This is a genomic window from Mycetocola tolaasinivorans (assembly GCF_003667565.1).
Taxonomy (GTDB): domain Bacteria; phylum Actinomycetota; class Actinomycetes; order Actinomycetales; family Microbacteriaceae; genus Mycetocola; species Mycetocola tolaasinivorans.
This window is the reverse complement of the sequence record NZ_RCUX01000002.1, coordinates 1-15,424: the sequence shown is the minus strand read 5'-3', so window position 1 is coordinate 15,424 and position 15,424 is coordinate 1. Positions and strand designations below refer to the sequence as shown.

Annotated in this window: 11 protein-coding genes; 3 read left to right on the top strand and 8 right to left on the bottom strand. The window is 66.3% G+C overall.

From position 1 onward, the window contains the following. Nucleotides 1–21: 21 nt before the first annotated feature. Nucleotides 22–975: a type I pantothenate kinase gene (coaA, locus tag D9V32_RS01950; RefSeq protein ID WP_121647228.1), complete on the top strand. Its 954-nt coding sequence runs from the start codon at nucleotides 22–24 to the stop codon at nucleotides 973–975. Between the two features lie 68 nt (nucleotides 976–1,043). Here the strand turns inward: coaA and D9V32_RS01945 are convergent, their stop codons facing one another. The 5 genes from D9V32_RS01945 to D9V32_RS01925 all read right to left on the bottom strand — a co-directional run bounded on the left by D9V32_RS01945 (nucleotide 1,044) and on the right by D9V32_RS01925 (nucleotide 9,797). Then, nucleotides 1,044–6,116, bottom strand: a complete 5,073-nt coding sequence (locus tag D9V32_RS01945; protein ID WP_147440365.1) for a glycosyl hydrolase — start codon at nucleotides 6,114–6,116, stop codon at nucleotides 1,044–1,046. 201 nt (nucleotides 6,117–6,317) lie between these two features. Next, nucleotides 6,318–7,682 (bottom strand): phosphoglucosamine mutase, encoded by a 1,365-nt coding sequence (gene glmM / locus D9V32_RS01940; protein ID WP_121647226.1) that lies wholly within the window; start codon nucleotides 7,680–7,682, stop codon nucleotides 6,318–6,320. 16 nt (nucleotides 7,683–7,698) lie between these two features. Beyond that, nucleotides 7,699–8,181: a 30S ribosomal protein S9 gene (gene rpsI, locus D9V32_RS01935; protein WP_121647225.1), complete on the bottom strand. Its 483-nt coding sequence runs from the start codon at nucleotides 8,179–8,181 to the stop codon at nucleotides 7,699–7,701. A gap of 29 nt (nucleotides 8,182–8,210) precedes the next feature. Then, nucleotides 8,211–8,657 carry a 50S ribosomal protein L13 gene (gene rplM / locus D9V32_RS01930; protein WP_030148022.1) on the bottom strand — a complete coding sequence of 149 codons (447 nt, stop codon included), beginning with the start codon at nucleotides 8,655–8,657 and terminating at the stop codon, nucleotides 8,211–8,213. Between the two features lie 219 nt (nucleotides 8,658–8,876). Then, complete coding sequence (locus tag D9V32_RS01925; protein WP_121647537.1) at nucleotides 8,877–9,797, bottom strand: tRNA pseudouridine synthase A; 921 nt, start codon at nucleotides 9,795–9,797, stop codon at nucleotides 8,877–8,879. A gap of 73 nt (nucleotides 9,798–9,870) precedes the next feature. Between D9V32_RS01925 and D9V32_RS01920 the strand changes: the two genes are divergently transcribed. Further along, complete coding sequence (locus tag D9V32_RS01920; RefSeq protein ID WP_183086134.1) at nucleotides 9,871–11,787, top strand: acyltransferase family protein; 1,917 nt, start codon at nucleotides 9,871–9,873, stop codon at nucleotides 11,785–11,787. Between the two features lie 21 nt (nucleotides 11,788–11,808). On the opposite strand, the gene D9V32_RS01915 is transcribed toward D9V32_RS01920, so the two are convergent. Next, entirely contained in the window at nucleotides 11,809–12,831 is a 1,023-nt protein-coding gene (locus tag D9V32_RS01915) for a GNAT family N-acetyltransferase (protein WP_121647223.1), read from the bottom strand. 149 nt (nucleotides 12,832–12,980) lie between these two features. Between D9V32_RS01915 and D9V32_RS01910 the strand changes: the two genes are divergently transcribed. Then, a complete protein-coding gene (locus D9V32_RS01910; RefSeq protein WP_183086133.1) occupies nucleotides 12,981–13,718 on the top strand; it encodes a GTP pyrophosphokinase in 738 nt (245 codons plus the stop codon). A 72-nt stretch (nucleotides 13,719–13,790) separates the two neighbouring features. Here the strand turns inward: D9V32_RS01910 and rplQ are convergent, their stop codons facing one another. Both rplQ and D9V32_RS01900 read right to left on the bottom strand, forming a co-directional pair. After that, the gene (rplQ, locus tag D9V32_RS01905; RefSeq protein ID WP_121647221.1) at nucleotides 13,791–14,306 is read right to left on the bottom strand and encodes a 50S ribosomal protein L17; all 516 of its coding nucleotides are present in this window, start codon (nucleotides 14,304–14,306) and stop codon (nucleotides 13,791–13,793) included. Between the two features lie 51 nt (nucleotides 14,307–14,357). Continuing rightward, the gene (locus D9V32_RS01900) at nucleotides 14,358–15,350 is read right to left on the bottom strand and encodes a DNA-directed RNA polymerase subunit alpha (protein WP_030148016.1); all 993 of its coding nucleotides are present in this window, start codon (nucleotides 15,348–15,350) and stop codon (nucleotides 14,358–14,360) included. Nucleotides 15,351–15,424: the final 74 nt, after the last annotated feature.

Below are 15,424 nucleotides of genomic sequence, written 5' to 3'. Positions count from 1 at the left end.
CCGGCAATAGAATGGCTTTCTATGCCCGAGCTTCGCTTCGACCCCCACACCGATACCAGTCGTACCCCGTTTGTAGAAATCTCTCGGGACGAGTGGGCTCGCCTTGCGCCCTCCATGCCGATGCCCCTAACGAGCGCAGAAATCGTGCAGCTTCGCGGTCTGGGCGACCGTTTGGACCTCGACGAGGTGGCCGAGGTCTATCTTCCGCTCAGCCGTCTGCTGAGTCTCTACGTGGCAAACGCGAAGCGTCTGCACACCGAAGCTACGCATTTCCTGGGAACCGAGCGTGCCTCCACCCCGTTTGTGATCGGAATCGCGGGCTCGGTCGCGGTGGGAAAGTCCACGGTGGCCCGGCTTCTGCGCGAGCTGCTCTCGCGCTGGGAGGACACCCCACGGGTCGAGCTCATCACGACCGACGGCTTCCTGTACCCCAACGCCGAGCTTGAGCGCCGCGGGCTAATGACGCGCAAGGGCTTCCCGGAGTCCTACGATCGTCGCTCGCTGCTGCGCTTCATCGCCGAGGTCAAGAGCGGTGCCCCCGAGGTACGCGCTCCCTTCTACTCGCACCTCAGCTACGACATTGTCCCGGATGCCACCGTGGTGGTGCGCCGACCCGACGTTCTGATCGTGGAGGGCCTGAACGTGCTGCAGCCGCCGCGCGGTGGCGGCCTCGCGATCAGCGATCTGTTTGACTTCAGCATCTACGTGGATGCCCGCACGAGTGATATCGCGCGCTGGTATGAGGAGCGCTTCATGGCGCTCCAGCGCGGGGCCTTCACCAACCCCAATTCCTACTTCAACGTCTATGCCGACCTCACCGAGGAGCAGGCGCGTGCCCGCGCCCGCTACTTCTGGGAAGAGGTCAACAGCCCGAACCTCGCCGAGAACATCCGCCCCACCCGGGCCCGGGCAAAGCTCGTGCTGAAGAAGGAGCATGATCACTCGGTCAGCTCCGTGCTGCTGCGAAAAATCTAGCTGATACGCCGGCGACCCCCGCCCCTCTCGTGGAGGGACGGGGGTCGCCGTTTATGCGCGTGGGCGGATTATGCCCCGAAGACCTTCAGGTCGTAGAGCGAGATTCCATAGCCGGTACCGCGCTCGATCGAGATGACCCGCAGGTAGCGCCCGGAGGCACCATCCAGGTCCACCTGGGCGGCCCCGGCCGCACCGTCGGTCACCCGGGCAGCGGTGTGCCAGGGGCCGTTCGGGGCATCCGAGGTCTGCACCTCATAGACCTTGGCGAAGGCGCCCTCCCAGTTCAGTTCAACCCGCGAGAGGGCCTGGCTGCTGCCGAGATCCACGCGGACCCACTGTCCCTCGAGGAACTCGCTGGACCACCGGGTGGTGGCGTCGCCATCCACCACGTGCTCGGGGTTCCACGGGCCGGTTTCGGTGCTGGAGGCCGCGACGGGACGCCCGAGGGCGAGGTCACCGGTTGCGGGGTTCTCCGGGCTCGGCTGCACGGTCGGGGTGGGTTCGGCCGTGGGGGTTCCCGTCGGCGTCGCGGTCGGCTGGGGGTTTTCCGGCGTGGCCGCTCCCGCGACCACGATGGTGGCAACCGCGCTGCGGCCCGCATGGGTCACGGTGAGCGTTGCGGTACCCGCCTCGGTGGCGCGGTAGACCGGGTTACCCCGGTCATCCGTGGTCACCGTACCCGGGCCGCTGAGCGCCGGCGCCGCCAGCTGAATGCTGCCACCCGCACCGGAGTCGTCGTAGGCGTAGGCCGCCAGCGGCAGCTCGGTGCCCACGCTGACCCGTGCGTTCTCCGGCAGGAGGTACAGCGTGGCGGGGGTGATCGTGTCGATCGCCCGGGTCCCAAACACCTCAAACTCATGGATCGAGTAGCCGTAGGCGGTGAGGCGCGACAGCCCCTGCAGGCGCAGGTAGCGGCCGGTTCCCGAGAGGGTCAGGACGTCGGGCTCCGCGGTGGACTTCGCCACGGTGATCAGCGGCTCGAACGGCCCGTTGGCGCTCTGGCCGAGCTCCAGACGGTAGCGGGATGCCGCGGCGGCCTCCCAGACGATGCGTGCCCCGGTCAGGTCGTAGTTGGCACCGAGGTCCAGCGTCAGGGTCACGTCGTCGACGCCGTGCTCGCTCTCCCAGCGGGAGGTGAGGTTACCGTCGACCACGTTCGCTGCGATGTGCTCGGCGCTCGGCGCCGAGGATGTTGTGACCGTTGCACCGCGGGCGATGTTGACGCTCGGGTCGCTCACCGCAACCACGGTGGATCCGCTGAGCTCGATGCCCCCGCTGGTCGCGGTGGCTCGAACAAGGCCGGAGCCCGTGGCAGTGGCGGTCAGCACGCCGGCGGCCGTGATGGTACCGGGTACCGTGGTCTGCCAGGTGACCGGTGCATCGAGGGTGAACGCGTCACCGTACTGATCGAGTCCGCTCGCGGTGAAGGTCACCGGGCTCTGCGGGGCGATCCGGACGGGACCGGGCGATACCTGCAGCGAGGTGAGCACCGGAGCCTCCCCCACCCGCACGCTGCGGGCCGCGGTGACTCCACCGGAGGTCGCGGTAATCGTGGCCTTCTCGGTCGCGGTCTCGGCATGGAAGACGCCATCGTTCCCGATCGATCCGCCCCGGTTCACGCTCCATGCCAGATTCGGAATATCCACGGTTGCGCCGTACTGGTCGTAGCCCACGGCGGTCAGCGCGAGGGTCGATCCCGGGGTGATGGTGGTGGCGTTCGGGGCGGCCTGCAGCTCGATGCGCTCCAGCTTCGCGTCGAGGTGGTGCGTCACCTGGGTGTGGGCGGGCACGTCGATCCAGCCGATGCGGGAGTTGCCCTCATAGGCAGGGTAGCGCTGCTGTGTTCCGGTCGGATTGGTGACCACGTAGCTGTACACGCCGGTGTCCGGGTTGCGGTACACCTGGGCGAGGTCGGCACCCACGCGGCGATCGCGCTGCTCAATACCGAGGTTCCGGTTTGCCATCGCGTTGTAGTAGACCATGCCGGCCATCGAGACGGCCGAGACCATCGGGTCGTTGGTGCGACGCAGCTCGGCGAAGATGTCCGCGTAGATCTCGGGGTGCGACTGCGCCATCTGGCCCAGCACCACCTGTCCGAGCGCGTCGCCCATGCCCGAGATCACGCGGGCCGCCGCGGCGGTGTCGCGTCCCGGGGTGTATCCGGCGGTCTTGATGCTGTACAGGCTCTCAATTGCCGCCTGGTTGGCACGGAAGTCGGTCGAGAAGTAGGCGAGTAGCGGGCTCACCGGGGTCCAGCTGGCGGGGTCGGCATCCACCATCGCGCCGGTGTACTTCTGCGGGATGAGCTTTGCCGGCAGGGTCGCCGGGGTCCAGTGGGCCTCCGGGAATACCACGTTGCCGGCGGCATCCACCGAGATCAGCAGCGAGTCGGTCGCCGGGTCGTACAGCGGGTTTTCCGCAACCTTACGGGTGGTGTACCCGGGGTTGTGCTTCTCGCTATCGCGGACGATGTTCTTCAGCACGTTGACCGCGGATTCCCGGTCCTCGGTGATCTGGATGTCACCGTAGGAGCCGATCCCCCACCACTGCTTCGCGAAGGTCTGGATTCCGGCCTTGTTTCCGGCCCGCGTGCCCTCGCCGCCGATGTTGTCGGGGCGCAGCGCAAACATGTCATCCAGCAGCTTCGTGGCCGCGGTGCGGTCCCAGCCGAGGTAGTTCAGCCAGGGTGCGGTGGGCAGCCACTGGATACCGTAGATCCAGGCGGGGTCGCCCGAGAAGTAGGTCGCAAAGGCCTGGCCGCTATCAAAGACGATGCCCGAGGTGGAGTACTTATACTGCTCCGGGAAGACGCCACCGGTGTTCAGCCAGTACTCGCGGATTGCCGCGCGCTCGGTCACGTAACCCATTGCACCGGTGTCGCGCATCTCATCGTTGCCGAGCGCGACACCCAGCAGGTAGAGACCGGCCCAGGACTGGATGGCCTCCGAGCTCGACTCCTGGTTGTTTCCACCCGGAGAGGAGAATCCGCCCGCGTAGGAGAAACCGCTCCAGGCGTCAAAGGTGCGCAGGTAGGGGTAGTCACGGCTCGTGCGATCCCAGTTTCCGTACTGCTGGGCCACGAGGGTCGCGACCTGGCCGTAGTTCGCCGCCCACTCGGGGTCCTCCAGGGCCAGCATTGCGGCGGCCGCGGTGAAGTATCCGTAGTGGAAGTGGTTGTCGGTGAACTGCGAGGACCCATAGGACTCGCTGAAGCCCACCAGCGCACGCCAGGTGTCGTAGCGGGCGAAGAACCGGCTGTTCTCCCCCTCGGTGTAGGTGAACCAGTCGGTCAGTGCGGTGCGCAGGGTGGCGCGCAGCGCCTCATACGACTCGGTCTCGCCCAGCTGCTTTGCGGCGAGCATGTACTCACCCAGCTGGATGACGTCCTTACCGCCCCAGTAGGTGTCGTTGCCATAGGTGGTCTTCGCGGCGTAGTCCCGGAGGAACTTCGCCATGACCTCGTGCTCGTAGTCGGTACCCGCGGGGGCGCCCGGCTTCGACTCGGGGGTACCCGTAATCGGGGTCATGCCCTCGAAGGTATATGCCATCTTCCAGCCGTCGCGGCCGATGCTCGTGCGCATCTCACCGCGCGGGGTCTTGTAGGTGGTGCCGGTCACCGCGGGCTCAAAGCGCTTGGCTTCACGGTACTGGTGCGGCAGCCAGCCCTGAATGGTTGAGGTTTCGGTGCCCTCGAGCGGAGACGTGGTGAGTGCCCAGTCCTGGCGCACCTCGCCCGAGGCGGTGTCGTTGGCGTAGGTCATCGTGGTGTCGGTAACTCGGGCAAACGCGTAGCGGTGCAGGGTATCGAGATCAAAGCCCGCGTCGGGGATCGCGCTCAGCACAAGGTGATCGGTGCCGGCACTGGCAATCAGTCGGTTACCGGCATGCTCAAACGTGGTGCCTGCGGGCGCGTGCACGCCGATCTTCGAGGATCCCTGGACGATCTGGAAGCGATCGGTCGTGACCGGGAACGTCAGCGGCTGGCCCTGCGCGTTGAGGAAGGTCGCGCCCTCACCCACGGTGAGTTCGGGGGTGACGTGGTCAAAGCGGAACCAGGAGTAGGGCACGCCACGTGCGGCGCTCACCGCGATGTTCGCGGGGCCCTGCGCGGGGTCGAGACGCCAGTCGACGTTCCAGTCTCCCCATCCGGTGGCCACCGCGCCGGCCGCGCGGAACGACGTGCCGAAGCGGTCGTCGAGGCCTGCGGTCTGGTTGGTGAGCATCACGTGGTCCACCAGGAGGTGGGCCCACCCGGCGGTGAGATCATCCACGATCTCGACGCGGGCGGTCTTGCCCGCCCACGGGGTGAGGTCGATGGTCTTCCAGCTGAGGTTCTCGCTGTCATCACCGGTGAGAGCGGCAACGCTCTGTCCGTCGATGACGAGGCGCAGCTCGGTCTTACCGGGGTGGTTTCCGCCGCCGATCTTGGCAACCAGGGCGCCACGATCCACGGTGAACGCGGGCGAGGTGATGCTACCCGTGGCACCATCGCCCTCTTCGGCGGTGAAGGAGTTCAGGAAGCCCTTGCCCAGCCAGCCGCTGACGGGGCTCTGCCCGGGGGCCGTGCCGGTGGCGGTCTGGGCGAAGGCGGTACCTGCCGAGGTCCAGCCCGCGGGCAGACCGTTCTCGAAGTCCGCCAGAACGAGGTCGCTCGCGTCGGGCTGCGGCGAAACCTGACCGCCCACGCGCACGCCATCGGTGAGCACCATCGCGGTGCCCTCCGAGTTCCAGGCACGCGGATCCCGCACGAGGGTGCCCTCGGCGGAGTTTGAGAGAACCAGCGGATCGGCCCAGAGGTCGCCCGAGTAGGTGGAAACCACGAGGTCGCTCCACCAGCTGTTGGTCGGCACCGGGGTGCCGGTCAGGGACTGATCAATCCAGATCTTCTGGTTCAGGGTGTTCTGCACGTCCTGCCCCAGCGATGCCGGAGGCGCAGCGGCGATCGATCCCGAACCGACGGGGATACCGTCGGCGCGGGGCGCGGGTGCGGCGGCGGCAATGCGGGGCAGGGCGTCGGCGACGGTGCCACGCTCCTGATCCGGTACCGCAACCGCGGGGGATGCAATGATCCCCCCGGCAAATACAACGAGTGGGATAACGCCCAGGCTCAACCGGCGAACCGGCGGTCGGGAGAGTTTCACAAGGGACTCCTCAAAGTCGGTGGCGAGGGGGATCGCACCGCCAGCTTAGCGCCCCCAAAAGAGGCACGTAAAGCCCCTCGGATCAGGCACAATGTAAGGAAAACAGCCGTCCTTAAATGTCCCCCAAAGCGTGGACTAAACGGCCCCAAAAACCACAAAACCCCCGCCTCCTTGAGGAGACGGGGGTGATGGATGACATCCCTAGGCGATGGCCAACCGATCGCGGACGATATCCGCCAGCCGGTGTGCAAGCGTGTCGGCGGTGTGCTGATCGGCAGCCTCCACCATCACGCGCACCAGCGGTTCGGTTCCACTCGGGCGCAGCAGCACCCGGCCACTCTCGCCCAGCTCGGCCTCGGCGTCCGCAACGGCGGAGGCCAACACCTCGTCGCTGTCCAGCCGGTCGCGGTCCACACCGGAGACGTTGATCAAGATCTGCGGGTACACGGTCATGACCGCGGCCAGCTCGGCGATCGACTTACCGGTGCGCGCCATCTCGGCCAGCAGCTGCAGGCCGGTCAGGATACCGTCGCCGGTGGTCGCGAACTCGCTCATGATGACGTGACCGGACTGCTCGCCACCGAGGGCATAGCCGCCCTCGTTCATGGCCTCCAGAACGTAGCGGTCGCCCACCTTGGTCTCGAGAACGGTGATACCGTGCTCGGCCATCGCGATCTTGAGACCCAGGTTGCTCATGACGGTGGCCACCAGGGTGTCCTTCGTCAGCAGCCCGCGCTCCTTGAGCGAGACCGCCAGAATGGCCATGATCTGGTCGCCATCGATGATGTTACCGGCGGCGTCCACCGCGAGGCAGCGATCGGCGTCACCATCGTGGGCAATACCCACGTCGGCACCGTGCTCGAGCACCGCGCGCTGCAGAACGTCGAGGTGGGTCGAGCCCACGCCGTCGTTAATGTTGATGCCATCGGGGTCGTTACCGATGATGGTGACGGTGGCACCGGCGTCGCGGAAGGTGTCCGGCGAAACGCCGGAGGCCGCGCCATGCGCGCAGTCAAGCACCACGTGAATGCCGTCGAGGCGCGTGGGCAGCGACTGCAGCAGGTGCACCACGTAGCGATCCTCGGCATCCGCAAATCGGCTAATTCGGCCAACCTCGCTGCCGGTGGGCAGCAGCTTGGCCTCCGCCAGGGCGGCCTCGATGCGCTCCTCAACCTCGTCGGGGAGCTTCGTCCCACCGCGGGCGAAAATCTTGATGCCGTTATCCGGTGCCGGGTTGTGCGAGGCGGAGATCATAACGCCGAAGTCGGCGTCGATACTGCCGATCAAATATGCGGCCGCGGGCGTGGGAATCACGCCGGCATCCAGCACGTCCACGCCGCTGGAAGCCAGTCCCGCGGCAACCGCGGCACCGAGGAATTCCCCGGACACCCGCGGGTCACGAGCGAGGACTGCTACCGGACGCTTTCCGGCAGCATGACGGACCTCAGCACTACGGCCCCGCCCAAGCACCGATGCGGTAGCTTGAGCGAGGCCGAGGGCCAGGTCTGCCGTCAACAGGCCGTTCGCGAGGCCGCGAACGCCGTCTGTTCCAAACAGGCCAGCCATAAGGGGTTTCGGGCGCTTAGCGCTTCGAGAACTGCGAAGCCTTACGTGCCTTCTTGAGTCCAGCCTTCTTGCGCTCCTTGATGCGAGCATCGCGGGTCAGGAAGCCGGCCTTCTTCAGGGTGGCGCGGTTGTTCTCTTCGTCAACCTGGTTCAGCGAACGGGCAATGCCGAGACGCAGTGCGCCGGCCTGACCCGAGGGGCCACCACCCGAGATGCGAGCGATCACGTCGTACGAGCCGGCGAGCTCGAGAACGGTGAACGGGTCGTTGATCAGCTGCTGGTGCAGCTTGTTGGGGAAGTAGTCAGCCAGCTCGCGGCCGTTGACGGTGATAACACCGGTGCCGGGGATGATGCGCACGCGGGCGATGGCCTGCTTGCGACGACCCACGGCTGCGCCGGGAACGGAGACAACGCGCGCCGGCTTTACAGCCTCGGCGGCGGGGGTTTCGGTCGAGTAGCTCTCCGGAGCCTGCTCGGTGGTTTCTGCGATGTTCGCCACGTTATTGTCCTTTAAGTCTGACTCGGCGCTTACTGCGCGACCTGGGTGAGGGTGTACGGCTTGGGCTGCTGTGCGGCGTGGGGGTGCTCGGCACCCTCGTAGACCTTCAGCTTGCGCAGCTGGGCGCGGCCCAGGCTGGTCTTGGGGAGCATGCCACGGATGGCCTTCTCCACGGCGCGAACCGGGTTCTTCTCGAGCAGCTCGGCGTAGCCGACCGACTTGAGTCCACCCGGGAAGCCCGAGTGACGGTAGGCACGCTTCTGAGCGGCCTTCTGACCGGTCAGGGCTACCTTGTCGGCGTTGATGATGATGACAAAGTCACCCATGTCCAGGTGGGGGGTGAAGGTTGCCTTGTTCTTGCCGCGCAGGATGCTTGCTGCGTGGCTGGCCAGGCGGCCCAGAACGATGTCGTTGGCGTCAATGATGACCCAGTCACGCTGGATTTCACTGGCCTTCGGGGAGTAAGTGCGCGTCACGATAGTGCTGCTTTCTCGTCGTAAGTTGGATGTTCGTGAATCCCACTCCGTGCGGTGTTCCCGAGCGGGAACACACAAGGTGGAGGGCTCAACTTCGGGCGCGCGTCCCATGACGGGAACACACACCAATCACCGAGTCTACGTGAGGGCGCGCCCCGGGTCAATTCGTCGGCGGCGTCCGTGTGGTGAACGCTCGGGGCCCGAACCCAACGCGGCCGGCTACGCCTGCTCGGCAGACCAGCCCGGCTCGCCGGGGAAGGGCGTGGTGGAGGTGCGGCGCTGACGGGTGAGCTCGGCGCGCGCGGCGAGGAGCGCATCCTCGGGATACTCAACTCCGGTGAGGGTCAGGCCGTGAGCCTGGGCCGTCGCGAAGCCCTGGCCGCGGCGATCCTCCCGCAACAGGCCCTCGATCGCGGCCTCCGGCAGCAGCCCGGTACTGGTGGCGATGCAGGCACCCACGAGCGAGCGCACCATCGAGTGGCAGAAGGCATCCGCGCGCAGCTCGGCGATCAGCACGCCATCCGCATCGCGTCGCCAGGAGAAGCCGGTGAGGTTTCGGATCGTGGTAGCGCCCACCCGCGGGCGACAGAAACCCGCAAAGTCGTGCAGGCCTACCAGGCGCGCGGCGGTGCGATCCATGGTCTCCCGGTCGAGCGTGCGCGGCAGCCACACGGTCGAGCGGCGATGCAGGGGATCCTTGAGCGCCTCGTTGTCGGCGATCCGGTAGCGGTAGCTGCGCGACAGCGCGGAGAACCGTGCACTGAACCCGTTCGGGACGATGCGAGCCGAGTGCAGCCAGACATCCGAGTGCAACCCGAGCATGCCGTTTACTCGGCGCAGCAGCGCGTGTGCAATATCAGGCTCGGGCTGGCCGTCGGCACCGCGCGCCTGCATCAGGCGGGCGACCCGCTCGGGGTCAAGATCGAGGTGGGCGACCTGCGCCTCGGCGTGTACACCGGCATCCGTGCGCCCGGCCACCGTGATCAGGATGGGTTCGCCCCGGAACCCAAACATCTGATGGACCGCGGTTTCGAGTACCTCCTGCACAGTCCGGAGGCCGGGCTGCTTCGCCCAGCCGGCGAAGTCGGTACCGTCGTAGCCGAGATCGAGGCGAATGCGGGTCAGGTCAGTAGATGTCACCCTGCGAGTTTACCGGCGAATGGTGACGCCGATTCGGCCCTGTCGGAGGGAGGTGTCTACCCTGGAAGGAGATATGAGCAGCGCATCCCCCTCCACCGCCCCCGTCACGAGCCCCGGCCGAGCGAGCTTTCACCTGCCCGGGCTCGATGGCCTGCGCGCCATCGCGGTGGTGCTGGTCATCGTGTATCACGCCGCCCCGGCACTCGCCCCCGGCGGTTTCATCGGCGTCGACATCTTCTTCGTGATCAGTGGTTTCCTGATCACGACCCTGCTCCTGCGCGAGCACTCGGCTACCGGCCGGATCGGGCTTGGCCGCTTCTGGTTGCGCCGTGCCCGCCGCCTGCTGCCGGCGCTGGCGCTCGTGGTGGGTACGGCGGCGGCACTGGCCCCGCTGATCAGCGAGGATATCCTCGTCGGGCTGCGCTCTCAGGTGCTCGGCGCGGCCACCTTTGCCTACAACTGGGTGGCGCTGGCCACCGGTAACGGGTATTTCGACTCCACCACCCCGGAGCTCCTGCGTAACCTCTGGTCGCTCTCCGTCGAGGAGCAGTTCTACCTGCTGTGGCCCCTGCTTCTCCTCGCGCTCCTCCTGGTGCGCCGCCCCTGGGTGCGGGTTGGTGTCCTGGCGGCCGCCACCACCGCCGGCATGATCTGGATGTGGGTGCTCACCGCGCTGGGTACCGACGTAACCCGCGTCTACTACGGCACCGACAGCCACAGTTTTGGCCTCCTCATCGGTGCGACGCTGGCCACCGCACTCATCGCACAGGCTCGGAGGCCGCTGCCCCTGCTCTCGCGCGTACGCGAGTTCGGTGCGGGCTGGCGACGCGATCTCATCGGGATGCTCGCCCTCGCGATCATCGCCGTGGCCGTCTGGGGCCTTCGGGAGACCGGTTTTGCAACGTTCCGGTGGGGGCTGCCCGCGGTGTCGATCCTGACCGCGGTTCTGGTGTGGTCGGCAATCGGCGGGGGTGCCTGGTCTCGGGTGCTCGACATGGCCCCGCTGCGCTATCTCGGTGCCCGCTCCTATGGGCTCTACCTGTGGCACTGGCCGCTCCTCGTGCTCCTGATCGCCGCATTCCCCGAGCAGGCCTCAACGGGCGAACCCACCCCGCTTCTCGCGATCATCGCGATCACCCTCACGCTTGTGCTCGCCGCGCTGTCGTACCGCCTGGTTGAGACGCCGATCCGCCGGTTGGGCTTTATCGGCTACCTGCGGGCGCTCACCGCGCGCATCCTCCGTTTGCCACAGCCTCGACTGGTCCTCGCCGGGGTCGTGGCCGTCGCCGCGCTCGCTACCGGTGTTGCGGTCTCCGGGCTGGTGCACGCGCCCAGCCAGGGAAGCGCCCAGCAGCTGATCGAGGAGGGTGCGCAGAGCCTCAAGGCCACCGCCTATCCGGGTCCGATTGCGCCGAAGCCCACCGATGCCTCGGATGGTCTTGCCGAGGGCACCCAGATCAGCGCCATCGGCGACTCCGTCATGCTGGCCGCTGCCCCCGCACTGCAGGAGGAGTTTCCCGGCATCGCGGTAGACGCCGCGGTGTCACGCAACATGGGTGCGGGGCTTGAGCTCGCCCAGGAACAGGCCGCCGCCGGGCAGCTTCGTTCGGTCGTGGTGGTGGGCCTCGGCACGAACGCCACCATCAGCAGCGCGCAGCTGGATCGCCTCGCCGGCATCGTCGGCCCAAATCGACACCTCGTCCTGGTGAACGCCTACGCCCCGCGTCCCTGGGTTGCCGGGGTCAACCAGACGCTGAGCAGCTATGTGGCGGGGCATCCACGCGTGGGTCTCTCCGACTGGGCGAGCGCGATCGAGCCCGCCGCGGGTGACCTCCTCGCTTCCGATCGCATCCACCCGGGCAGCCGCGGCGGCGCGCTCTACGCGCAGACGCTGCACGGCGCGCTGGAGACCCTGGCGAAGGCGGAGCGCCCACCGGAAGCCCCCAGCTACCTCCGCACGCCCACACCGGCCCCGGCACCCCACCGATAGGGCTCTGGGCAGCACGGCTCGCTAGTACTCCCGCAGATAAACCGAAGACTCCCCCACGGGGCGAAATCCTAATCCGGCATAGAGTGTGTTGGCATCGGCCGGGGTCTCCGAATCAACCTCGAGCCCGATCGAGGGCAGCCCACTCGAGACACCCGCCGCGAGGGCGCTCGTGAGGAGAGCCGGTGCCAACCGCCGGCCGCGCCAGGCACGGACCACCCCGACGAGCTCGATCAGGGCCTCCTCTGCCGGTTCCGTCACGGTGCTGAGCACAAACCCGACGACCCGCTCCTTCTTCCGCCCATCCCGCGCGAGGGCCACGAAGGACAGATCGCTCCGGAAGTGGCCTCCCCGTACCAGGCGGTTCCAGCGCTCCTTCGTGTTGGGCTGCGAACCCCAGTGGTCGCGGAAAGCATCGTTGCGGGCGATACGCGTACCGTCGTAGTACTCCTCGGTGCAGTTCACGATTCGCACGCCCTCGGGCACGGGCACCGGGGGGATGGCGGCATCGAGCGGATGGCGCATTTCGCGGTAGTAGCGCCGCGGATCGAGGCCGTATTCGCCGGCGAGTGCCCGCAACCCCTCGTTGGTGGCATCGACGTACAGCATCGTCCAGCCCGGCAGGGTGAGCTCATACTCGGACAGCTGCTCGGCCGAGCGTGCAACCTGCCAGCCGAGCAGCGCCCGACCGATCCCGCGACCGCGCCAGAGCGGATGCACGGTGCCCAGCAGATAGCTCTGAAGCCGGGTCGCGTGCCCGCCCGCCACCACACACAGTGCGTGTGCCAGGTATTCACCATTGGACCCGATCGCCACGAGGGTATCCCGGGCCGGATCAACGTTCGAGGTTTCAAAGGTCTCATTGATGGCCGAGCGCGGGCTGAGCCGCTCCGGATTGTCGATCTCATCGGCGGCCCGCTGCAGGCGCCAGATCGCCTCGATATCCTCCGGCCCGGCCGCGCGCCAGCGCGCCACATCCGGATGGGTGGGAATCTCAACCCGGGGGCGCTCCGCGAGGCGGTCACGCAAACTCGACCGTGAGTTCATGATTTCAGGCTACGCGCGCCCGGGCGAATACGCTAGGCCCCATCCACGGCGCACGACGCCGAATCCACTTTCTGCGTGCCCTATGGATCACACGTGCAGGAAGCGCCGATAACCTCGTGTATGCAGGCTCCCAGCGAAAGGTCAGAATGATGCCACTTCCCACCCCCGCCGAACGTAAGATCCTCGGCCAGGAGATGACCCGCATGATGATGGCCTACCGGTTCGGTCTGGATGAAATCTCCACCAAGATCAAGATCCTGCGCGATGAGTTCACCTACGTGCACGACTACAATCCAATCGAACACGTGAGTTCCCGGGTAAAGTCACCGGCGAGCATCATCGAAAAGGCAAAGCGTCGCGGCATCGAGCCCACCGTCGAGGCGCTGCGCCGGGAGGTGCGCGATATCGCGGGCATCCGCATCACCTGCAGCTTTGTCCCGGATATCTATACCGTGGCGGACCTCATCACCAACCAGCAGGACGTGACGGTCATCGAGGTGCGGGACTACATCAAAAACCCCAAGCCCAACGGCTACCAGAGCCTGCACGTTCTGGTCGAGGTGCCCGTGTTCCTCTCCGACCGGGTCGAGGCCGTTCCCGTAGAGATCCAGATTCGCACCGTCGCGATGGACTTCTGGGCAAGCCTCGAGCACAAGATCTATTACAAGTTCGAAAAGGACGTCCCGAGCGACGTCCTCGCCGAGCTCAAGGAGGCCGCCGAAACCGCCGCGGCCCTCGACCGCAAAATGCTGCGCCTGCGCGAGCAGGTGCGCTACATCGATGCGGCCACCCCGTCGCTCCCCGAGCACTCCACGGTGCTCACCGAGGCCACAAACCTCAGCCGGCTCTTCTCCGGGCTCCTCGAGGAAACCTCGCGCAGCGAGTAGAAAAACCCGCCCCAAACACAACGGTGCCGCATCCCAATCGGGATGCGGCACCGTTGTTATGAGAGCCGAAGACTACTTGGCTTCCTCAGCAGCGGCTTCCTCAGCCACAACCTCGGTGGTCTCCTCGGCGACCACGGGGGTCTCCTCGGCGACGACCTCTACGGTCTCCTCAGCTACCGGAGCGGCAGCCTTCTCGGCGGCCGGCTTGGCAGCCTTCTTCTTCGGGGTGACGGGCTCGAGAACGAGCTCGATCACTGCCATGGGGGCGTTGTCACCCTTGCGGTTACCGATCTTGGTGATGCGGGTGTATCCACCGTTACGCTCCGCAACCTGCGGGGCGATCTCGGTGAACAGCTCGTGCACGATGCCCTTGTCGGTGATAACACCGAGCATGCGGCGACGTGCAGCGAGATCGCCACGCTTCGCGAAGGTCACGTAGCGCTCTGCAACGGGCTGCAGACGCTTTGCCTTGGTGAAGGTGGTGGTGATGCTCTTGTGCTCGAAGAGCGCAGCGGCAAGGTTGTTGAGCAGCAGGCGCTCGTGAGCGGGACCGCCACCGAGGCGGGCGCCCTTGGAAGGCTTAGGCATGTTGAAACTCCAGTTAGAAAAGTGGTGTCGTCGGTCGACCCGACGGGAAGGTTAGTTAGCTACGTCGTCCTCGAAGCCCGAGTAGAAGTGAGCGCCATCGAACCCGGGAACCGAGTCCTTCAGGGACAGACCCATTTCAACGAGCTTGTCGCGTACCTCGTCAACCGACTTCTGACCGAAGTTGCGGATGTTCATCAGCTGGGTCTCGGACAGAGCTACGAGCTCCGAGACGGTGTTGATGCCTTCGCGCTTCAGGCAGTTGTAGGAACGGACCGACAGGTCCAGGTCCTCGATCGGAATCGACAGTTCGCTCGACAGGACGGCGTCAACCGGCGCGGGGCCGATCTCGATGCCCTCGGCTGCGGTGTTCAGCTCACGAGCCAGACCGAACAGCTCTACCAGGGTGGTGCCGGCCGAAGCGATGGCATCCCGGGGGGAGATGGCGGACTTGGTCTCGACGTCAACCACCAGGCGGTCGAAGTCGGTACGCTCACCGGCACGAGTTGCCTCGACGCGGTAGGTAACCTTCAGGACCGGCGAGTAGATCGAGTCGATCGGAATCTGACCGGCCTCGGAGAACTCGTTGCGGTTCTGACCGGCGGACACGTATCCACGGCCACGCTCGATGGTCAGCTCAAGTTCAAACTTGGCCTTCTCGTTCAGGGTCGCGATAACGAGCTCGGGGTTGTGAACCTCGACACCGGCCGGAGCCGAGATGTCGGCGGCGGTGACCTGACCGGCACCGGTCTTACGCAGGTAAGCGGTGATCGGCTCATCGTGCTCGCTCGAAACAACCAGACCCTTGATGTTCAGGATGATCTCAGTGACATCTTCCTTCACACCGGGGATGGTGCTGAACTCGTGCAGAACGCCGTCGAGACGGACGCTGGTAACGGCGGCTCCGGGGATCGACGACAGCAGGGTGCGACGCAGGGAGTTACCCAGCGTGTAACCAAAACCGGGCTCGAGCGGCTCGATAACGAACCGGCTACGGAACTCGGAAATGTTCTCTTCGGTGAGCGTCGGGCGCTGTGCAATAAGCACTATTGGTTCCTTTCGGCTAAGTGTCCGCTATATGACACTTGCGTGTGCGAGGTTTTGACGTACAGTGCTGAATC